15 protein-coding genes and 1 pseudogene are annotated in these 19,162 nt (G+C 69.9%); 5 read left to right on the forward strand and 11 right to left on the reverse strand.

All coding sequences use genetic code 11. From position 1 onward, the window contains the following. Window positions 1-39: 39 nt before the first annotated feature. The gene (locus tag V9K91_RS16100) at window positions 40-426 is read left to right on the forward strand and encodes a type II toxin-antitoxin system RelE/ParE family toxin (protein ID WP_336443593.1); all 387 of its coding nucleotides are present in this window, start codon (window positions 40-42) and stop codon (window positions 424-426) included. After that, window positions 407-739, forward strand: a complete 333-nt coding sequence (locus tag V9K91_RS16105; RefSeq protein ID WP_095362372.1) for a helix-turn-helix domain-containing protein — start codon at window positions 407-409, stop codon at window positions 737-739. The genes V9K91_RS16100 and V9K91_RS16105 overlap by 20 nt, the downstream gene beginning before the upstream one ends. Window positions 740-781: 42 nt before the next feature. On the opposite strand, the gene V9K91_RS16110 is transcribed toward V9K91_RS16105, so the two are convergent. The 6 genes from V9K91_RS16110 to V9K91_RS16135 are packed head-to-tail and all read right to left on the reverse strand — an operon-like array spanning window position 782 to window position 4,859. Further along, window positions 782-1,798 carry a VacJ family lipoprotein gene (locus V9K91_RS16110; RefSeq protein ID WP_336443592.1) on the reverse strand — a complete coding sequence of 339 codons (1,017 nt, stop codon included), beginning with the start codon at window positions 1,796-1,798 and terminating at the stop codon, window positions 782-784. 1 nt (window position 1,799) lies between these two features. Next, window positions 1,800-2,111 carry an STAS domain-containing protein gene (locus V9K91_RS16115; RefSeq protein ID WP_336443591.1) on the reverse strand — a complete coding sequence of 104 codons (312 nt, stop codon included), beginning with the start codon at window positions 2,109-2,111 and terminating at the stop codon, window positions 1,800-1,802. Further along, on the reverse strand, window positions 2,101-2,763 hold the full coding sequence (locus tag V9K91_RS16120) for an ABC transporter substrate-binding protein (protein WP_068847976.1): 663 nt from the start codon (window positions 2,761-2,763) through the stop codon (window positions 2,101-2,103). Before V9K91_RS16120 ends, V9K91_RS16115 begins: the two co-directional genes overlap by 11 nt. Further along, a complete protein-coding gene (gene mlaD, locus V9K91_RS16125; RefSeq protein ID WP_068854468.1) occupies window positions 2,760-3,284 on the reverse strand; it encodes an outer membrane lipid asymmetry maintenance protein MlaD in 525 nt (174 codons plus the stop codon). Before mlaD ends, V9K91_RS16120 begins: the two co-directional genes overlap by 4 nt. Before the next feature lie 37 nt (window positions 3,285-3,321). Next, window positions 3,322-4,071, reverse strand: coding sequence for an MlaE family lipid ABC transporter permease subunit (locus V9K91_RS16130; protein WP_068847974.1), 750 nt, complete (start codon window positions 4,069-4,071; stop codon window positions 3,322-3,324). Further along, window positions 4,071-4,859, reverse strand: a complete 789-nt coding sequence (locus V9K91_RS16135; RefSeq protein WP_320458234.1) for an ATP-binding cassette domain-containing protein — start codon at window positions 4,857-4,859, stop codon at window positions 4,071-4,073. Before V9K91_RS16135 ends, V9K91_RS16130 begins: the two co-directional genes overlap by 1 nt. 234 nt (window positions 4,860-5,093) lie before the next feature. Between V9K91_RS16135 and recC the strand changes: the two genes are divergently transcribed. The 3 genes from recC to recD are packed head-to-tail and all read left to right on the forward strand — an operon-like array spanning window position 5,094 to window position 13,968. Next, window positions 5,094-8,438: an exodeoxyribonuclease V subunit gamma gene (recC, locus tag V9K91_RS16140; protein WP_336443590.1), complete on the forward strand. Its 3,345-nt coding sequence runs from the start codon at window positions 5,094-5,096 to the stop codon at window positions 8,436-8,438. Further along, a complete protein-coding gene (gene recB, locus V9K91_RS16145; RefSeq protein WP_336443589.1) occupies window positions 8,435-12,082 on the forward strand; it encodes an exodeoxyribonuclease V subunit beta in 3,648 nt (1,215 codons plus the stop codon). Before recC ends, recB begins: the two co-directional genes overlap by 4 nt. Beyond that, window positions 12,079-13,968 carry an exodeoxyribonuclease V subunit alpha gene (recD, locus tag V9K91_RS16150; RefSeq protein WP_336443588.1) on the forward strand — a complete coding sequence of 630 codons (1,890 nt, stop codon included), beginning with the start codon at window positions 12,079-12,081 and terminating at the stop codon, window positions 13,966-13,968. The genes recB and recD overlap by 4 nt, the downstream gene beginning before the upstream one ends. Before the next feature lie 27 nt (window positions 13,969-13,995). Here recD and V9K91_RS16155 read toward each other — a convergent pair whose 3' ends face one another. The 5 genes and pseudogenes from V9K91_RS16155 to V9K91_RS16175 all read right to left on the reverse strand — a co-directional run bounded on the left by V9K91_RS16155 (window position 13,996) and on the right by V9K91_RS16175 (window position 19,141). After that, window positions 13,996-14,415: a hypothetical protein gene (locus V9K91_RS16155; RefSeq protein WP_093535498.1), complete on the reverse strand. Its 420-nt coding sequence runs from the start codon at window positions 14,413-14,415 to the stop codon at window positions 13,996-13,998. Between the two features lie 35 nt (window positions 14,416-14,450). Beyond that, complete coding sequence (locus tag V9K91_RS16160) at window positions 14,451-16,475, reverse strand: FUSC family protein (RefSeq protein ID WP_095362365.1); 2,025 nt, start codon at window positions 16,473-16,475, stop codon at window positions 14,451-14,453. A 115-nt stretch (window positions 16,476-16,590) separates the two neighbouring features. Beyond that, a pseudogene (locus V9K91_RS16165) lies at window positions 16,591-18,024 on the reverse strand (efflux transporter outer membrane subunit); the annotation flags it as partial. Further along, window positions 18,021-18,935, reverse strand: a complete 915-nt coding sequence (locus tag V9K91_RS16170; RefSeq protein WP_179197390.1) for an HlyD family secretion protein — start codon at window positions 18,933-18,935, stop codon at window positions 18,021-18,023. The gene V9K91_RS16170 and the pseudogene V9K91_RS16165, both read right to left, overlap by 4 nt. Further along, on the reverse strand, window positions 18,932-19,141 hold the full coding sequence (locus V9K91_RS16175; protein ID WP_017354740.1) for a DUF1656 domain-containing protein: 210 nt from the start codon (window positions 19,139-19,141) through the stop codon (window positions 18,932-18,934). Before V9K91_RS16175 ends, V9K91_RS16170 begins: the two co-directional genes overlap by 4 nt. Window positions 19,142-19,162: the final 21 nt, after the last annotated feature.

A 19,162-nucleotide genomic window follows, 5' to 3' on the forward strand; every position in this document is an offset into this window, starting at 1 on the left:
GCTCAGATTTACCATACCACCCAGTGGTATGGTAAACTCATGACGCGAGTATTCAAGACGCGGGTGTTCGTCCGCATGATGCGCAAGCTGGATCTGACCGATGCCGCACTCTGCGCAGCGGTGCAGGAGATGATCCACGGACTGGTCGATGCGGATCTTGGGGGCGGCGTCCTGAAGAAGTGGGTTGCGCTACCGGGGCGGGGCAAGCGGGGAAGCACGCGCACATTGCTCGCCAGCAATCGCGGAAACCGCTGGTTCTTTCTGTTCGGCTACGAGAAGAATGTGCGTGCCAACGTCACGCCTGCTGAACGCGATGCATTGCAGCTTTTGGCCGTGGATCTATTGGGCATGCCGTCGGCTTCCTTGGACCTGGCTCTAGAACGAGGCGAATTGCAGGAGATCTGTCATGGCAAACAAAAGCCTTAAGGCTGGTACCCGGAGTGCGGTACTCGACGCAGTGCATGACACTGCCCGCGGCCTGCAGGATCACGGCTTCATCGACCAGCGACGGATGCATCAGTACGACGCACTGTGCCTTGAACCTGTACCCGAATACAGCAGCGCGCAGATCCGCGCGCTGCGCGACATGCTGAAGATCAGCCAAGCCGTGCTGGCCGGTGTCCTGAACACCAGCGTTTCCACGGTGCGAAGCTGGGAGCAGGGAGACAAGCGGCCCAGCGGGCCATCGCTGAAGCTCCTGAACCTGATCGACAGGAAGGGCCTTGAAGCAGTGCTGTAATCCGGCAGGTACAAAAAAACCCCGCAGAAGCGGGGTTTTTTCTTAGTTGCCCCAGTTGGGCATCGGCATCGCGTCGACCGGGATCGGCGCGTCGTCCGCGTCCTTGCCGCGGTCACGGCGGCCGCGCAGGTCGTTCTGGATCTGGTAGTTGCGGCGCTGCAGCCAGGCATCGCGGGTCAGCGCGTATTCGTCCACGGCGCCGTCGCGGATGTCGTCCAGTGCCAGCAGCTGCGAGCGCATGTCCACCAGCTGCAGGCCCTGCAGGGGGATGCGGACCTTGTCTTCCTCGATCGTGCGGATCGGCGACAGCGGAATGTCGCCAGCCAGCCCGAATACATCGCGCACGGTACGCGGGCCGAAGAACGGCAGTTCCACGTAGCGCGAGCTGCGCCAGCCCCAGGCACCCAGCGTCTGGCCGAAGTCTTCACTGCGGCGCGGTACCAGCGCGCGGCTGGCCGGGTCGAAGAGACCACCGATGCCCAGCGTGGAGTTCATCACGAACCGGCCCAGGCTGTCCCAGGCATCCCCGGGGCGGCCCTGCAGCAGCTGGTTGGTGATGGTCACCGGCGCGCGCAGGTTGCTGAAGAAGTTGGTCACGCCGGTGCGTGCGAAGCGCGGCACGACATTCACGTAAGCGGTGGCCAGCGGGCGCGCGACCGCGCGGTCGACCACGTTGTTGAACGCGTGCACGCGGCGGTTGAAGCCTTCCCACGGGTCGTACGGCGAGCGGCCCGGTTCGGCACCGTCGGCGGTCGGCGCCGGACCGCCGTACAACGCGGCGAAGTCGTCCTCGGCACCCGTCGGCGCGACCTCCGTGGCGGCCGGCACGGGCGCGCCATCGCCTTGGGCGGAATCAACGACGGCCATGGGTGCCGCAGCGCTGGCGACGGTCGGCGAGGTCGCTGCATCGGCGGCGCTGTCGGCCGCTGCGGGAGCCGCCGGTGCAGAGGCGGGCGCTACCGCCACGCTGGCGGGCGCACTGTCGCGAGCCGGCTTGGCTGCACAGGCACTCAGCGCCAAGGCCAGCAGGAGAAGGGAGGCGGTGCGTATGACGTTCATGTCAGCTCGCGGCAGAAGGGGCATTGAAATCCAAGGACGGCGCCAGCCGATAGGCGGCGCTGAGTTCGGTGAAACCAGGAGGGGTACCGTTGAGAACCAGCGTACGCCCGTTCGCGCGCGTGCGCGCCGACAGCTCGGCCAGCAGCGCCAGGCCGGCGCTGTCCACGCCCTCCACCGCCGCCAGGTCGAGCTGGGAGATGCTGTCGGGGAGGGCCTTCAGCTGCGGCCACAACGCCACGACCGCATCGCGGTCCAGCACGCCGGTGAACCGGGCGTGCGGACCGTCGAGCTGCACGGTGGCGTTACTTGCCATTACCGGCCGGCCCGGCCTGCAGGGTACCGCCCCGCAGTTCCTTGGCCACTTCCTGGATGCCCTTCTGGCGCAGCGGGCCGTCGAACTGGGTACGGAAGGTCTGCACGTAGGAAATGCCTTCGATATTGACGTCGAAGATCTTCCACTGGCCGTTGACGTTGCGCATCAGGTACTCGACCGGGGTCGACTCGCTGCCGGCGCGCAGCAGCTCGGTCGATACCTTGACCCCGCGATTGCCCGGCAGCGGCTGCTCGCCCTTCAGGCGGAAGCTCGGCTTGCCCTGGATGGTCAGCAGGGCCGAACCGTAGCGCTGCATCAGGTTGTCGGCCATGGCATCGGCGAACAGCTTCACGTCCGCGTCCGAAGCCGTGCGCGCGTTGGAACCCAGCACCAGGCGCGCCGCGTAATCACGGTCGAAGGTGCGGTTGAGCTCGCTGTCGATATAGCTGCGCAGCGCGGTCGGGTTCTTGCTGAACTCCGCACGGCGCTGCTGCAGGGTGTTCAGGATGCGGGTGCTGGCATCCAGCACCACCTTGCCGGCTTGGCTCTGCGGCGCGGCGGCGGTGGCCGGGGCGGCCTGGGCGAACGACAGCGAGGGCAGGGTGGCGAGCAGGGCCGAAGCGAGCAGCGCCGGAATCAGGGTCTTTTTCATTTCTGCGGTTCCGTTGCCGGCGCTTCCGCGCCGGGAGCTTCCTGGGAAGCGGCGCCGGCATTGCCCGGGCCGCTGAACATGTACTTGCCAACCATCTGGATCAGGTCCACGGCTGGCTGGGTGAAGACGATCTCGTCACCGGACTTGAGCACCTCCGGGTCACCGCCCGGTTGCAGTCCGATATAGCTCTCGCCGAGCAAACCGCTGGTGAATATGCCGGCGGAGGTATCGGCCGGCAGATCCTTGAACTTCGGGTCCAGCTTCAGGGTGACGATCGAATCGAAGCGGACCGGGTCCAGGTCGATGTTGCCCACCTGGCCCACCACCACGCCGCCGATCTTCACCGGCGCCTGCTTGCGCAGCTGCCCGATCTGGGTGAAGCGCGCCTTGAGTTCATAGCCCTCGCTGCCAAAGCCCCAGCGCTGGTTGGTCGATGCCATCGCCAGCACCAGCAGCGAGGCCAGCGCCAGCAGCAGGAACGCGCCGACGGAAAATTCGAGTCTGGGACCGCGGATGGCCATGTTCATCTCACCGTATCTGATCAAAGGGGGGTGCGGGTCAGCGGAACATCATGGCCGACAGCACGAAGTTGAACATCAGCACCAGCAGCGAGGCGTTCACCACCGCGCGGGTGGTGGCCACCGACGTGCCCTCGATGGTCGGCTCGGCGTGGAAGCCCACGTACGACGCCACCAGCGCGGCGGTGCCGCCGAAAATGGCCGACTTCAGCATTGCCACGCCGAAATCGTCCCAGAAATCCACGCTGTTGCTCAGCGCCGACCAGAACACGCCGTTGTCCAGGCCCAGCACGTGCACGGCTTCGAAGTAGCTGGCGCTGATCGCCAACGAACAGAAGATGCCGGTGAGCAGGGGCACGGTGAGCACCGCCGCCCAGAAGCGCGGTGCCACCACCTTCGCCACCGGGTCGATCGCCATCAGCTCCAGCGCCTTGATCTGGTCGGTGGCGCGCATCAGCCCCAGCTCGGCGGCAATCGAGCTGCCGGCGCGGCCAATGAACAGCAGCGCGGTCAGCACCGGTGCGAGTTCGCGGTACAGCGACAGGCCCAGCAGGGTGGACAGCGCATCTGCGGCGCCGAACGTGGTGAGCGTGCGGTAGCCCTGCAGGGTCAGCACCAGGCCCACGAACGCACCGCCCACCGCGATGATCGGCAGCGAACGCGCGCCCACCTTGTAGATCTCGCGGGTGAGCTCGGCCAGGAAGTCGGCGGTCGGCAGCGAACCGCGCAGCACGGTCAGCGAGAACAGGCCGGCCCGGCCCAGTGAACGGGTGCTTTCAACGAACGGCATCAGGCCACCTTCGCGCGGGGCGCGGCATCGAACGGGATCGGGCCGTCCGGCTGTCCGTGCAGGAACTGGCGCAGCAGCGGGTCCTGGCTGGACTCCAGCGCGGCCGGGCTGCCCTGGAAGACCACACCGCCATTGGCAATGGCGATCACCTGGTCGCAGATCGGCAGGGTCTCGTGCACATGGTGGCTGACGATGATGCTGGTCAGGCCCAGGCTGTGGTTGAGGCGCTGGATCAGGCTCATGATCACGCCGCTGGCGATCGGGTCCAGCCCGGTCAGCGGTTCGTCGTAGATCATCAGCGGTGGGTCCAGTGCCAGCGCGCGCGCCAGCGCCACCCGGCGCGCCATGCCGCCGGACAGCTCGCGCGGCCAGGCATCGGCGGCGGCCAGCAGGCCCACCGCATGCAGCTTCATGTCTACCAGCCGGCGCAGCACCGGCGCCGGTAGCTTGGTGTGCGTGCGCAACGGCAGCGCCACGTTCTCTGCCACGGTCAGGTCGGTGAGCAGCCCATTGCCCTGCAGCAGCACGCCGACACTGCGGCGCATCGCGCGCAACGCGCTGCTGCCGGTGGGAATCGGCTGGCCGAACAGGGTCACGCTGCCCGCCGCGGGGCGCAGCTCGCCGGTCAGGGCGGCCAGCAGCGTCGACTTGCCGCTGCCCGACGGGCCTAGCACGGCGGTGATGCTGCCACGCGGTACCGACAGCGAAACATCGCGCAGGATCGCCCGACCGCCGCGATCAATACGCACGTTCTCCAACTGCACCAGCGGTTCTGCGGAAGCCGTCATGGACGCCATTAACAAAATTCCAACGTTGTAAGATCGTGGTGGGCGGCTGAACAAAACCGAACTGGACCGTGCAGTATTGTCGCATGTCGGCATCCCAAGCCCCGCCACGGCGCGGTTCCCGGCCCGCAACACTGCGTACCGCCCTGATCTGTGCGGGAGGTCACAGACGTCACCGGCCTGCCGCCCGTATCGGCGAGGGTCGAGATTGGCGCCGGGCTGCGGCACACTGCCGCGATGACCGACCCCGCTTCAGACTTCCGCCTGTACCACTCCAATTCGCTCGACGTGCTGGCCGCGCTGCTGGCCCGCACCCTGCGCGAGCCGGTGGCGGGGCAGTCGATCCTGGAGCCGGACGTGGTGCTGATTCCCCAGGTGGCGATGCGGCGCTGGCTGCAGTCCACCCTGGCGGCGGAGTATGGCATTGCCGCCAACCTGGCGTTCCTGACCCCGGGCGAGTTCGTGGCCCGCGCGCTCAATGCCAATGTGCCGGGCGAACATGACGACCTCACTGCCGCCGCGCTGCACTGGAAGCTGTACGCCGCGCTGACCGACCCGCTGCTGATGGCGCAGCCGCCGCTGCGCGCGCTGCAGGCGTACCTGTCCCAGCCCGACCCGCTCAAGCCGTGGGCGCTGGCCGGGGAGCTGGCCTCGGTGTTCGAGAAGTACCAGGCCTGGCGCCGCGACTGGCTGCTGCGCTGGGAGGCCGGCGCCGACCCGCTGGATCCGCAGGCGATCCTGTGGCGCCACATCGGCAGCGGCCACCAGTACCGCGCGCGCCGCATCCATGCTTATCTCGACGGCTTCGAAGGCGCGGACCGTCCATTGCCGGCGGGGCTGCCGCCGCGCCTGTTCGCCTTCGCCACCTTGAACGTCTCGCCGGATGTGCTGCGCGTGGTGGCCACCCAGGCGCGGGTCGGCACGCTGCACTTCTACCTGCCCACGCCGACGCGTTCCTACTGGGGCGACCTGCAGACGCTGGGCGGGCGGCTGCGTGCTGGCGCGGTTGATCCGTTCGGCAATGGCAGCGATGAGAACCGCCTGCTGCAGGCCTGGGGCGCGGCAGGGCGCGACTTCATGGCGGTGCTGGGCAGCTATGAAGTGGTGCATCCGTCCGGTGAGATCGCGGCCTACGACGATCCCGAAGACGACGCGCGCCCGGACATGGCGCACGGCGGCCTGTCCGACAGCCTGCTGCACCGCCTGCAGCGCGACCTGTTCCACCGCCGCGCGCAACCGGCCGGTGCGCTGCGCCCGGGGCTGCTGCGCAACGACCCCAGCCTGCAGGTGCATGCCTGCCACACCCGCCTGCGCGAACTGCAGGTGCTGCACGACCAGCTGCGTGCGCTGCTGCAGGACCCGCGCTTCGATCCGCCGTTGGAGGCACGCGACATCGCGGTGCTGGCACCGGACATCGACCCCTACGTGCCGTACCTGGAAGCGGTGTTCGGCGGCCGCAGCGGTGGCGAAGACCACATTCCCTACGCCCTGGCCGATACCAGTCCGCTGACCGGCGAACCACTCGCCGATGTGTTCGTCCACCTGCTGGGATTGCCGGTGTCGCGCTTTGGCCTCAATGAAGTGCTGGACCTGCTGGCGAGCGCGCCGCTGGCCGAAGCGGCCGGGCTGGATGCGGCCGCGTTCGACCGCCTGCACGACTGGCTGCAGGCCGCCGGTGCGCGCTGGGGCTTGAGTGCGGCGCACCGCGCGCAGCACCAGGCACCGGACGATGATGCCTACACCTGGCAGTTCGCGCTGGACCGCCTGCTGCTGGGCCATGCCAGCGGCAGCGACGGCGACATCGCCGGGGTGGCGCCGTGGCCGGAGCTGGAGGGCAGCGCGCTGGATGCGCTTGACCGCCTGCTTGGGCTGATGCGGGTACTGGCCCGTTACCAGCGCGCACTGGGCGAGGCGCTGACACCGGCGCACTGGCGCCAGCGCCTGCTGGCCATGCTGGATGCGCTGTTGCCCGAGGCACCGGAAGCGGCCAGCAGCCAGCGCGCGCTGGAACGGCTGCGCAAGCTGGTCAACGAGTTCGCCCGCGATTCCGAACGCGCCGGGTTCACCGGTACGGTACCGCCAGAGGTAGTGCGCGCACATTTCGCCGGCGCCTTGAGCGAGGCCGACACGCGCGCGCCGCTGCTCACCGGTGGCATCAGCTTCGGGCGCATGGTGCCGATGCGGCTGCTGCCGTTCCGGGTGATCTGCGTGCTCGGCCTGAACGATGGCGATTTCCCGCGCCGCGACCCGGCCGCCGGGCTCAACCAGCTCACTGCCGAACTGGGTACCGACAAGCGCCGCCACGGCGACCGCTCGCTGCGCGAGGACGACCGTTTCCTGTTCCTGCAGCTGTTCGCCTCGGCGCAGGATGTGTTCTACCTGAGCTACCTGGGCGCCGATCCGCGCGATGGCAGCGTACGCGAGCCCTCGGTGCTGGTCAGCGAGCTGATCGATGCCGCCGCCGAATACCATGAGGATCCCTCGGCGGCGGCAAAGCAGCTGACCGTGCGCCATTCGCTGCAGCCGTTCTCGCCGGCCGCCTTCGGTGGCGGCGATGAGCCGCGACGTTTCAGCTACCGCCAGCAGTGGCACCCGGCCGCCGGTTCGCTGGGCAGCGTGCGTCGCGCGCCGCCGGCGTGGTTCGAGCAGGCGCTGGCGCCGCTGGAGCAGGAGGGCGCGCCCGAACTCTCGCTGGACGCGCTGCGCCGCTTCCTGGTCGATCCCGCCGGGCAGTTCCTGTCGCAGCGGCTGGGCCTGCGCCTGCCCGATGACCTGACCACCGCCGACGACCTGGAGCCACTGGTGCTGGCCGGCCGGGGACTGGAGCAGCGCCTGCTGCAGCACGCGGTGATCGAGGCGACCCTGCAGGGCGATGACACCCCTCTCTATGCACGCCTGCGCGCCCGCGCGCTGCTGCCGTCGGGCGCACTGGGCGAACGCCAGTTCCAGGCCCTGCAGGAGCAGACCCGCCCGTATGCGTTGGCACTGGCCCAATGGCGTGGCGACAGCGACGCCGACAGCCGCCGCTATGAGGTGGAGATCGATGGCGTGCGCCTGCATGGGCGGGTGGACGACATCCACCCGCAGGGCATCGTGCGCCTGCGCGCGGGCAGCTTGAACGGCCCGGCGGCGATCCGGCATGGGCTGGACTGGCTGCTGGCCAACGCCGCCGGCGATGCACTGGCGCTGGTCGAATTCCACGACGGCGGCGACGACGGGGTAGGGCCGCACGTGCTGCCTGCAGTGCCCGCGCCCACCGCCAGGGCGGCGCTGCAGGCGCTGCTGCAGCTGCGTCGCGAAGGCATGTGCGCGCCCCTGTTGTACGGGCCGTACACCGCCTGGACGCTGTACCGCGCGCCCGCCGCCAAGCGTGAAAGCGAAGGCTGGGCGCAATGGCATGGCGGCGAACGCCGCTGGGGCGAAGCCAGCGGCGATGCGGTGCAGCTGGCCCTGCGCGGCCGCGATCCGTTCGCCGACGCAGACAGCTATCAACAGCTGCTGCACACCAGCTTCGTGGTGTTCAGTGCGGTCCGCGAGGGCCGGGTGTTCCAGGGCTTCAGCGACGAAGGAGCCGTGGCATGAGCGGGCTGATGCTGCAGGACGACCCGTACCTGTCGCTGCCGCTGGACGGCGTGCGCCTGATCGAGGCCAGCGCCGGCACCGGCAAGACCTTCACCCTGGCCACGCTGTTCACCCGGCTGGTGGTGGAGCAGGGTTACCGCATCGGCCAGATCCTGGCGGTGACCTTCACCGACGCGGCCACCCAGGAACTGCGCAAGCGCATCCGAGAGCGCCTGGCGCTGGCCGCGCAGCTGCTGGCGCGCGCACCGGCCGCCGACGACGCACCCGAGGTGCAGCTGACCCGCTACCTGCTGCAGCGCGAACTGGCGCTGGGCCGGGAAACACCCGCAGCGTTGGCCCAGCGCCTGCAGACCGCCGCCGATGAGATCGACCTGGCCTCGATCTTCACCATCCATGGCTTCTGCACCCGCGTGCTGCGCGAGCACGCGCTGGAAAGCGGGCATACCTTCGACCCGCCCACGCTGCTGCCCAGCGAACGCGAACTGCACGACCAGCTGGCGGCCGACCTGTGGCGCGTGCATGCCAACGACCCGGCCACGGTGGATGCGTTGACCCGGTTGTGGTCCGCGCCCGATGCGCTGGCGCGCGACCTGTCGGCGCTGATCAAGCCATTGCCGCTGCTGCCCGCGTTGCCGCAACAGCACCTGGAGGATCCCAGCCCCGCGCTGCAGGTGGCCGCCGAGGCGCTCGGCAGTGCGATCGACGCGCATGTCGACGCCGCCCAGGCCAGCATCGCCAACGCCTTCGAGCGCAAGCTCTTCGACGGTCGCCGCGCGCGGAGGCCGAGCTTCGACAAAGCCTTTGCCGAGCTGCTGGCCGGTCGTGCAGCGCGCACCTGGCCGCGTGGTTCCACCTCGCACCTGGGCAAGCTGCTGCCGGTGGCGTTGCTCGGGTTCTGCAAGGAGGACCAGCAGGGCCATTGCCCGGCCTCGCCGCTGTTCGATGCGCTGCAGACCTGGTGGCACGCCGCCGATGCCTGCGACCAGTGGCTGCGGCAGCAGGCGCTGCTGCTGCTGCACCAGCTGCGCGGGCAGGCCCGTGCGCGCCTGGACGAACTCAAGCGGGTCGGCCGCGTGCAGACCTACGATGACCTGATCGACGGCGTGGCCGCCGCACTGGAGGGCCCGCACCGCGCGGCGCTGGTGCAGCAGCTGCGCGCACAGTACGCCATTGCGCTGGTGGACGAGTTCCAGGACACCGACGACCGCCAGTGGGGCATCTTCCAGCGCGTGTTTGGCGATTCGCCCGAAACCCGCGACGCCGGGCTGGCGCCGGCGCTGTTCCTGATCGGCGATCCCAAGCAGGCCATCTACGGGTTCCGCGGCGGCGATATCCACACCTACCTCAAGGCCAAGCGCGAAGCAGAGGCCGCACCGGCGTTGAACCGCAACTTCCGTTCGCGCCCCGGCGTGCTGCGCGCGCTGCAGGCGTTGTACGACGCCGCAGGCGAGCGCGCGTTCCTGGAAGCGGACATCGCCTTTGAACCGGTGCTGCCGGGCAGTACCCGCAGCGATGCCGATTTCCTGCGCGATGGCCAGCCCGCACCCGGGCTGACCCTGCGCCTGCTGCGCAGTGACGATGGTGCTGACTTCAAAGCAGACCCCTCGCGCCAGCAGGCCACCGACGCCTGCGTGGCCGCGATCCACCAGGTGCTGCTGGAGGGTCGCGAAGGCCGCGCGCTGCTGCGCGGGCAGACGGTGCAGCCAGGCGACATCGCAGTGCTGGTGCGGCGCCACCACGAAGCCACCCGCATCCAGCGCGCGCTGAGCGCGGTGGGCATTCCGGCGGTGGCTGCCGGCAAGCAGAGCCTGTATGCGACCGCCGAAGCCCGCGAGCTGCGCGTGCTGCTGCTGGCCCTGCTGCAGCCGGCCGATGAAGGCCGCCTGCGCGCGGCGCTGTCGACCGTGCTGCTGGGCGAAAACGCCGCCTCCATCGACGCGATGGAGCGCGACGGCGACCCGCAGCGCGCGTTCCAGACCCGGCTGCTGCTGTGGCGGGAACGCTGGCTGCGCGGCGGGCCGTTCGCGGTCATCGCCGACCTGTGCGCCGAACACGCCGAGCGCCTGCTGGGCCTGCTGGATGGCGAACGCCGGCTCACCAACTACCTGCAGCTCGGCGAGCTGCTGCAGCAGGCCGCGGGCCAGGCGCTGGGCATGCACGGCCTGCTGGACTGGCTGCAGGTGCAGATGGCGCACGCCGACCAGGACGATGAACAACAGCTGCTGCGGCTGGAATCGGATGCGCGCCGGGTGCAGATCATCACCCTGCACAAGAGCAAGGGGCTGGAATACCCGCTGGTGTTCCTGCCGTTCGTGGGCATCGACAGCGGTGGCGGCAACACCGACTCCAACTGCACCGTGTACGCCGACGGTCGCCGCGAGCTGCACTGGAAGCTGGACAAGGACGAGGCCTGGAGCGCGGCCAGCGAGCGCAGCGCACAGGAGCAGCGTGCTGAAGACGCGCGCCTGCTGTATGTGGGCCTGACCCGCGCCGAGCATGCGTTGTGGATCGCGGCCGGGGACCTTGCCGGGCTGGCGAAGACGCGGCTGGCGCCGATGCTGTCCGACCTGGAAGCGCTGCGCGCGCACCCGGACATCGCGGTGATCGAAGGCCCGGTGGAGCCACGCCCGGCGCAGCTGCCTGTGCAGCGCGAAGGCGAACTGCCGCCGGTGCGCGCCATCACCCGGCGGGTGCCACACGACTGGTGGGTGTACAGCTTCACCCAGCTGGCCCACGCCGACGCCGGCCACGACACCGACGCGGTGGCTACCGAAGCGCCAGCTCCGGCAGCCGACGAACCGGCCGGCGTGGAACTGCCGCTGGAAGTGGAACCGCCCGCGCCCGGTGAGCCGCAGCCGGAGATCGACCCGCGCTTCATGGGCAGCCGCTTCGGCAACGTGCTGCACGATGCACTGGAGAACACCGATTTCGCGCGCTGGGCCGACTGGCGCGCGGGCGACCCGGCACCGGGCGATGAGACCGAGGTGCTGCGCGAATCGCTGCGCAGCGAAGGCTACGCCGATGCCGACCTGGACGACGGCGTGGCGGTGCTGGTGCCGCTGGTCGGCCAGACCCTGACCGTGCAGCTGCCCGAAGGCGGCGCGCTGCACAGCGTACCGCTGCACGACCGGCGGGCCGAAATCGAGTTCCACTTCGCCATGCAGCCCACCGCGGTGCCGGCGCTGCTGCAGCTGCTGCACCACCACGGGCTGGTGCCGGACCGCCGCGGCTTTGGCACGCGACGCCAGCTCGAGGGGCTGATGACCGGCAAGATCGACCTGACTTACGTGCGCGATGGACGCTGGTACGTGCTCGACTACAAATCCAACCGCTTGCCCGGCTACGACGCCGCGCGCCTGGCGGCCGCCATGCAAAGCAGCGAGTACGACCTGCAGGCCTTGATCTACTCCGTGGCACTTCACCGCTGGCTGCGCTTCCGGCTGGGCAGCCACTACACACAGGAGCGCGACCTGGGCGGCATCCGCTATCTGTTCTGCCGTGGCCTGGAAGCGGGGCGCGCGGACGCACCGGGCGTGCACGCGCAGCGTTTTGCCCCGGCCCTGGTCGAGGCAATGGATGCACTGTTCGCAGGCGGCCCCGAGAAGCACGCCGAACTGGTGGCACGCGCGCGGGGTGAGGCATGAGCCTGCTCGACGCACTGCTGAAGCAGGGCACCCTGCGCACGCTCGACCATGCGCTGGCGCAGAGCCTGCGCCGGCTGCAGCCGGATACGCCGGATGCGGTGCTGGCTGCCGCCGCGCTGGCCTCGCTGGCGGTGGCGCAGGGCCACGCCGGCGTCGACCCGGCAGCGCCCCGGCGGTTGGTGGATGCCGAGCTGGACTGGCCTTCGCCGGACACATGGCTGGCGCAGCTGCGTGCATCGCCGTGGGTGGCATCGCCCGACAGCGACGACGTGCTGGCCGCCGATGCACCGCTGGTGCTCGAACACGGCCTGCTGTACCTGCGCCGTTACCGCGAATACGAACGCCGTTTGGCACTCGGCCTGCAGCGCATCGCCGCGCATTCTTTGCCGGCGCACGATCCGGGCGGGCTCGCCACGCTGTTCGCCCAGCTGTTCCCGCAGGCGCTGGAGGGCATGGACCACCAGGCGCGCGCGGCTGCAGTAGCGCTGCTTCATCCGCTGGTGCTGGTCACCGGTGGCCCCGGTACCGGCAAGACCACCACCATCGCGCGCCTGCTGGTGCTGCTGGCCGCGCAGGCGCAGCAGGCCGGTGCGGCCCTGCCACGAGTGGCACTGGCCGCCCCCACCGGCCGCGCCGCCGAGCGCATGGCCGACAGCCTGCGCCAGGCGCTGCAGCGGCTGCGCCTGGTCGGTGTCGCGTCCGAACTGGCCGAGGCCATGCCGACCACCGGGGCGACCCTGCACCGGCTGCTGGGCGTCATTCCCGATTCGCCACGCTTCCGCCACCACGCCGACAACCCGCTGCCGTACGACATCGTGGTCGTGGACGAGGCCTCGATGATCGACCTGCCGCTGATGACCAAGCTGGTCGAAGCGGTGGCCAGCGGCACCCGGCTGGTGCTGCTGGGCGACCCGGACCAGCTGCCGTCGGTGGAAGCCGGCGACGTGCTCAGCGCGATCCTGCAGGCCAGCGGCGACGGCCTGGGCACCCAGGCCGATGACGCGGCCGCGCTGCGCCCGTTGCTGGCCGGCCCTGCGTTGCTGCCGCTGGCCCCGCCCCGCGCGTTCGCCGGTCGCCGCGTACAGCTGCAGCGCGGCTACCGGCAGAGCGATGCGCTGGACCTGGCGCCGCTGGCGCGCGCGGTGCGCGAGGGCGACAGCGCCACCGCGCTGCAGCTGCTGCGCGGCGGTACCCTGGCGGGCGTGGCGTTCCACGAAGACCAGGTCGACCCACTGCTGCAGCACCGGCACACCCTGCTGGCGCACTGGCGCGGGTTGGGCGAAGCCGATGATCCGGTGCAGGCGCTGGCGCAGGCCGGCCGGCTGCGCCTGCTCACCGCGCTGCGCGAGGGTCCGCAGGGTGCGCGCGGGCTGAACGAGCGGATCGAAGCCGCCCTGGCCGGCAGCGCGCGCCCGGGCAGTGGCCCGCGCTATTTCCACGGCCGGCTGCTGCTGATCACCGAAAACAGTTACCGGCACCGGTTGTTCAACGGCGATATCGGCTTGTGCCTGCGCAGCCGCGAAGGCGCGATGCTGGCCTGGTTCCCCGGCGACAGCCCGGAGCAGCCACGCGCCTTCCATCCGGCCGCGTTGCCCGCCCATGAAAGTGCCTTCGCCATGACCGTGCACAAGGCACAGGGCTCGGAATTCGATGAGGTCTGGTTGCAGCTGCCTCGGCGCGACAACCGGGTGCTGTCGCGCGAGCTGGTGTACACCGGCATGACCCGCGCGCGGCAGGCGTTGCATGTGCTGGGCAGCGCAGAGGTGATGCAGGCCGCGTTGGCGCGGCATGCCAGCCGGTTGTCCGGGCTGGCGCAGCGACTGGAGGGTGCAGCCGGGCCTTGCCCGGCTGCACCTGCAGAGCCCGCCCAAGGCGAACTCTGGTAGAGAAAGGCGCTACCGCCGCCTACAGAATCAGGCGTCGCCTTCTTCTTCTTCTTCCCCGGGAATCAGCACGGTGCCGTCCGGGTACACGATCGCACCGTCGCCGCTGACATCGAAGAAGCCGATCTGGTGCTTGTTGGCCAGGATCTGCACCTGGCCATGGGCGTCTTCAGCCACCTCGTCGTCGAACGAGGCATAGATGATATGGGTGCCGATGCTGTAGTCGGTCACCTGCGGGCGGTCATCCTCGTCATCGGACAGCGGGCCGTCCATCGGCGGGAAATCTTCGGCCAGTTCGGTGAAGAAGGCCTGCAGCGCCGGCACCGAGACGGCGGCGTCGTCGTACTCGTGCTTCTCGTTCCATTCGGTCTGCGCGTTGTACCACTGCAGGAACGCCTCCGCTTCGCGCGGCGCCACGGCCGGGTCGAACACCATCACGTCGTAACTCATTGGGATTACCTTGTTCCATGCAGGAATGCAGGGCGTCAGGATACTCCCCCCTGTGTGACCGCCGGCTGCTCCGGGAACAGTGCATAGCGCAGCCCCAGAACGCCCATCAGCGCTTCATCACGCGCCTTGCCGGCATCCACCGTCTGCACCCGCTTCAGCGAGGCCTCCAGCTTGGCCTGCAGCGCGGGCGGCGCGGGCTGGGGCCGGCGCAGCGCCACCTGGGCGCGGTAATGCGTGGCCACGTCGTCCAGGATCGCCTCGATCGCCTGCATGCTCGCCGCCGGCAGCCCATGCCGTGCCCGGCGCAGCTGCAGGATGTTCAGGCCGATGCGGGCCTCGGTGAGCATGTCCACCGAGGCGATGTCGCTGCCTTCGGGGGTGGCCGCCAGGCGCGGGGCGAGCAGGCCCAGCAGGTCCAGCATGCGCGCGGCGAACTGCTGGCGGTCCTGCTGGCCACGGCCTTCGGCCGCTTCGGCCAGCGTGGTCCAGCCCTGGCGCACCAGGCGGCGGGCGGTCCATTCAGCGCCCACCGAGCGGAACAGGCGGGTCATGACAACGGCAAAGCCAATGCCGATGAACATCGCCACCGACGAATTGATGAAGCTCTGGATGTTGGCGTTGTAGGTGTTCTGCACGTTGAGCAGCGCCACCAGGTTGACCGTCAACGGCAGCCCGATCAGCGCGGTCTTGGGCCGGTGCAGCAGCAGCCCCAGCGGCAGGAAGATCACCGCCAGCACCAGCGCCAGGCTGCCGAAGTCGTGCACCGCCGGGAATATGCCGAACAGGTACACCGCCGCCACCAGGCTGGCCACGATCGCCCACAGCAGGAACTGCAGCATGCTCGGCGCCGGGTCGTCCTGCGCGGCGAAGAACGCGGCGGCCACCGCGGCCATCATCGCGCCGTTGCCACCGCCTTCCCAGCCCAGCCCGATCCACAGCGCGCAGTAGGTCATCAGCGCCACGCCGGCACTGGCCGCCGAGAACAGCGCCATGCCGTAGTCCACGTGGCGGCTGGCGCCCAGGCGCTTGGCGTTGATCCTGTAGTGGGCGACGTCGTGCGGCGCGGTCCCGTTCTCGATGGCCTGGTGCAGCGTGGCGCAGTCCTGCCACAGGTCCACCAGCTCCTCCAGCCGGAGTAGCAGGGTCACCAGCAGCAGGTGGTCCAGCTCGCCATCCACCGCCGGCTTCAGCGCCAGGATGCGCGCGCGCAGGGCGGCGTACTCGCTGGCGCTGGAGCGGCCCGGCTGTTCCAGCCAGTGCGCGATGTCGTTCACCAGCGGCTCCAGCCCCGGCGGCAGCGTGCGGCCGCCGGCGCGCAGCGCGCCCAGCCGGTCGGCGATGGACGACAGCACCGGCAGCATCAGCAACATGCGTTCGCGCAGGCGCTCCATGGACACCGCTGCGCCTGCGTGGCGCGGGTCATCGCGGCGCAGGAACTCGATCAGCGCCTCGAACTGCACCAGGTCGGCGGCCAGCCGGTTGCGCGGGCCATGGGCCTGGCCGCGCAGCAGGATCTGCCGGCACCATTGCGCGGCATCGTCCATCCAGTTGCCGATCCGCGCGCGCAGCATCGGCCGCGCCGAGGTCGGGAAGAACAGCGAGGCGAACAGCACCGCCACCACCGTGCCCAGGATGATTTCCTCGCTGCGCGCCACCACGGTGTCGAAGATGGTGTCCGGCGAGGTCACGGCGGGGAAGCCGATGAACGCGGTGGTGTAACCGGCCAGCAGGAACGCATAGCCGCGCGGGCCGCGGTTGAGCAGGGCGATGAACAGGCACGCCGACAGCCACAGCGACATCGCCGCGCTCAACAGCAGCGGGGTTTCCACCAGGTGCGGCAGCATCCACAGCGTGGCCGCGCCGGCAATGAGCGTGCCGACGATGCGGTACACGCCCTTGGCCCGGGTCGGGCCCAGCATCGGTTGGGTGACGATGTAGACGGTGGCCATCGCCCAGTACGGGCGTGACAGATTGCCGGCCAGGCCGATGTAGAGCGCGGCGAGGGCGGCCAGGAAGGTCTTTACCGAGAACAGCCAGGCTTGGCGGTCGAGCAGGAGCATTGGGTTAGTGCTGCTGGGTTGTGGTGTGCCGACTGGCAGCTTGCCGACTAACAGCATGCCGACTAACAGTCGGCACTACCGTCTGCGCGCCTGTCGGCGTTGACGTTGTCGGTGCGGCGTCGGCGTTCCAGCCGCCGCCTAGGACCAGGAACAGCTGGATCTGGTCGCGCGAGACCTGCGCCTGCTGCTGCGCGAGCGTGGCATCGGCCGACACCAGGGTGCGGTCGGCGTCCAGGCTGGACAGGTACGGGGTGCGCCCGCCCTGGTACAGCCGGCGGTTCTGCTCGGCGGCCAGCGCCGCCTGGGCCTGCGCCTGCTGCAGCGACTGCAGGCGCTGCAGGTCGTGTGCGTAGCGGCTGAGCGCGGTCTGGGTTTCGCGCAGCGCCTGCAGCACGCTGTGGTCGAACTCGGCCAGCGCCGCATCGGCCCCGGCTTCGGTGGCGTGGATGCGCGCGTGGGTGCCCGAGGACGGCAGCGTCCACGAGATCAGCGGGCCGAACGACCACTGCTGGGTCAGCGGCTCGCCGAAATCGGCGAGCAGGCCGGCCGCGCCCAGCGACGCGCCCAGGCGGATGTCCGGGTACAGCTCGGCGGTGGCCACGCCGATCCGCGCGGTGGCCGCAGCCAGCTTCCGTTCGGCCTGGCGGATGTCGGGGCGGCGCTGCAGCAGCGCGCGGCCATCGCCCACCGGCAGCGGCTGGGCCAGGGTCGGGGCGTGGTCGCACGCGTCCACGCCCTCGGGCAGCTGGCCCGGGGTGCGGCCGAGCAGGGCGGCCAGCTGGTATTCGGAGGCCTGGCGCTGCGCCTGCAGCGGCGGCAGTGCGGCTTCCAGCATCGCCACCTGCGCATTGGCGCGGGCCAGCTCCGGCGGCGTGCCGCGCCCGGCGCTGATCAGCCGCTGGGTCACCTCGCGGCTGCGCTGCTGCAGCTGCAGGGAGTGTTCGGCCACGTGCAGTTCGTGGTTGGCGTGGCAGATCTCCACGTAGCTGCCGGCGACCTGGGCCACCAGAGAAACCCGTGCCAGGTCCATCGCCGCGGCCACCGACTGCTCATCGGCCCGCGCGGCTTCGGAGGCGCGCTTGAGCTTGCCGAACAGGTCGAACTGGTAGGACACCGCGAACTTGCCGTCGGCCAGGTTGATCGGCGGCAGCTCGTGCTCGAGCAGGAACGATTCGGCCGACAGCTGCGCGCGGCTGACCCCGGCCTCGGCTTCGTATTCGAAACCACCGGCATCCAGCGCCTGCTCGTACACGGCGGCGGCGCGGCGCAGGTTGGCATCGGCCACCTTCAGTTCCACGTTGTCGCGCAGCGCCTGTTCCACCAGTCCATTTAGCGTGGCGTCCTGGTACAGCTCCCACCAGCGTGCCGGCAGCTCGGCGCCTGGTGCCACCTGCGGGTTGGCGGTGTCGATGAACGCCGCGTTGGCCTCAGGGCGCTGGAAAGCCGAACCGGCCGGTACCGCGTAATCCGGGCCGACCGTGCGGCATGCGGCCAGGCTGCTGGTCAGCGCCAGGGCGAAGGCGATGCGGTGCAGGGTCGGGCGGTTCACAGTGCCGCCCGTGCCGGTTGCGCCGGCGTGGGGGTGGGAGTGGCGGCGTCCGGCTCGATGGTGACCGTGGCGGTGCGCCCGGCGATCAGGTTCACGCCGGTGGGAATGGTGTCGATGTGGATGCGCACCGGGATGCGCTGGGCCAGCCGCACCCAGTCGAACGCCGGGGTCACGTTCGGCAGCAGGCTGGAGCCTTCGCTGCGGTAACGATCCTCGATGCCGGCGGCGATGCTCTGCACGTGGCCCTGCAGCGGCTGCGCCTCGCCCATCAGGCGGATGTCGACCTTCTGCCCGGCATGCACGCCGCGCAGGCGGGTTTCCTCGAAGTAGCCATCCACCCGGAACGAGCCGGTATCCAGTACCGCCATCACCGGGCGGCCCGCGGTAACGTAGTCGCCGGCGCGCACGGTGCGGTCGTTGACGTGGCCGTCGCTGGGGCTGCGTACTTCAGTGCGGGCCAGGTTGAGCTTGGCCAGGTCCACCGCGGCCTGCGCGGTGGCGGTGGACGCCTGCGCGGCCTGCAGCTTGGCGCGGCGGACTTCGGCGTCCTCGGCGGCCACCAGGTCCTGCAGGCTGCGGTCGCGGGCGATCTCGCGCCGCAGCTGCTCCAGCGTGGCGCGGCGTTCGCCCAGCGTGGCCTGGGCCTGTTCCAGCGCGATCTGGTAACGCGCCCGGTCCACCACGAACAGGACCTCACCGCGCTTCACCGGCTGGTTGTCGGCCACCTTCACCGCTTCCACCAGCCCGGACACGTCCGGCGCGACCTGGACCACGTCCGCGCTGACGTGCGCATCGCGGGTCCACGGTTCGTCCATGTAGTACGACCACAGGTGGCGCAGCACCAGCAGGGCGGCAATGACGGCAACCACGGTCAGGACGACCGGGAAGGTGTGCTTGAGGATCTTGTTCACGATTGCATCCAACGCATCAGGGAAAACAACCCGCCGAGCACGATCACGTACACGGCCAGGTTGAACAGGGCGGGGTGCCAGATGTGGCGGTAGGCGCCGGTGCGCTGCAGGACCAGGCGCAGCCCGCTCTTGAGCAGGTAGGCCAGCAGCATCAGCCCGAGCAGGGTCGGGACGAACACACCATAGAGACTGAATTCACCGTACATCGGGGCAGGAAGTTCGCAGGA

The sequence above is a fragment of the Stenotrophomonas sp. CCNWLW57 genome (assembly GCF_037203925.1).
GTDB lineage: Bacteria > Pseudomonadota > Gammaproteobacteria > Xanthomonadales > Xanthomonadaceae > Stenotrophomonas > Stenotrophomonas rhizophila_A.

Excerpts from the sequence above, each read along its gene's own strand:
- recC (WP_336443590.1), top strand. The coding sequence starts at position 5,094 with ATGACCGACCCCGCTTCAGACTTCCGCCTGTACCACTCCAATTCGCTC.
- V9K91_RS16100 (WP_336443593.1), top strand. The coding sequence starts at position 40 with ATGACGCGAGTATTCAAGACGCGGGTGTTCGTCCGCATGATGCGCAAG.
- recB (WP_336443589.1), top strand. The coding sequence starts at position 8,435 with ATGAGCGGGCTGATGCTGCAGGACGACCCGTACCTGTCGCTGCCGCTG.
- mlaD (WP_068854468.1), bottom strand. The coding sequence starts at position 3,284 with ATGGCCATCCGCGGTCCCAGACTCGAATTTTCCGTCGGCGCGTTCCTG.
- V9K91_RS16110 (WP_336443592.1), bottom strand. The coding sequence starts at position 1,798 with ATGAACGTCATACGCACCGCCTCCCTTCTCCTGCTGGCCTTGGCGCTG.
- V9K91_RS16175 (WP_017354740.1), bottom strand. The coding sequence starts at position 19,141 with ATGTACGGTGAATTCAGTCTCTATGGTGTGTTCGTCCCGACCCTGCTC.
- V9K91_RS16105 (WP_095362372.1), top strand. The coding sequence starts at position 407 with ATGGCAAACAAAAGCCTTAAGGCTGGTACCCGGAGTGCGGTACTCGAC.
- recD (WP_336443588.1), top strand. The coding sequence starts at position 12,079 with ATGAGCCTGCTCGACGCACTGCTGAAGCAGGGCACCCTGCGCACGCTC.
- V9K91_RS16130 (WP_068847974.1), bottom strand. The coding sequence starts at position 4,071 with ATGCCGTTCGTTGAAAGCACCCGTTCACTGGGCCGGGCCGGCCTGTTC.
- V9K91_RS16115 (WP_336443591.1), bottom strand. The coding sequence starts at position 2,111 with ATGGCAAGTAACGCCACCGTGCAGCTCGACGGTCCGCACGCCCGGTTC.
- V9K91_RS16135 (WP_320458234.1), bottom strand. The coding sequence starts at position 4,859 with ATGACGGCTTCCGCAGAACCGCTGGTGCAGTTGGAGAACGTGCGTATT.
- V9K91_RS16120 (WP_068847976.1), bottom strand. The coding sequence starts at position 2,763 with ATGAAAAAGACCCTGATTCCGGCGCTGCTCGCTTCGGCCCTGCTCGCC.
- V9K91_RS16155 (WP_093535498.1), bottom strand. The coding sequence starts at position 14,415 with ATGAGTTACGACGTGATGGTGTTCGACCCGGCCGTGGCGCCGCGCGAA.
- V9K91_RS16160 (WP_095362365.1), bottom strand. The coding sequence starts at position 16,475 with ATGCTCCTGCTCGACCGCCAAGCCTGGCTGTTCTCGGTAAAGACCTTC.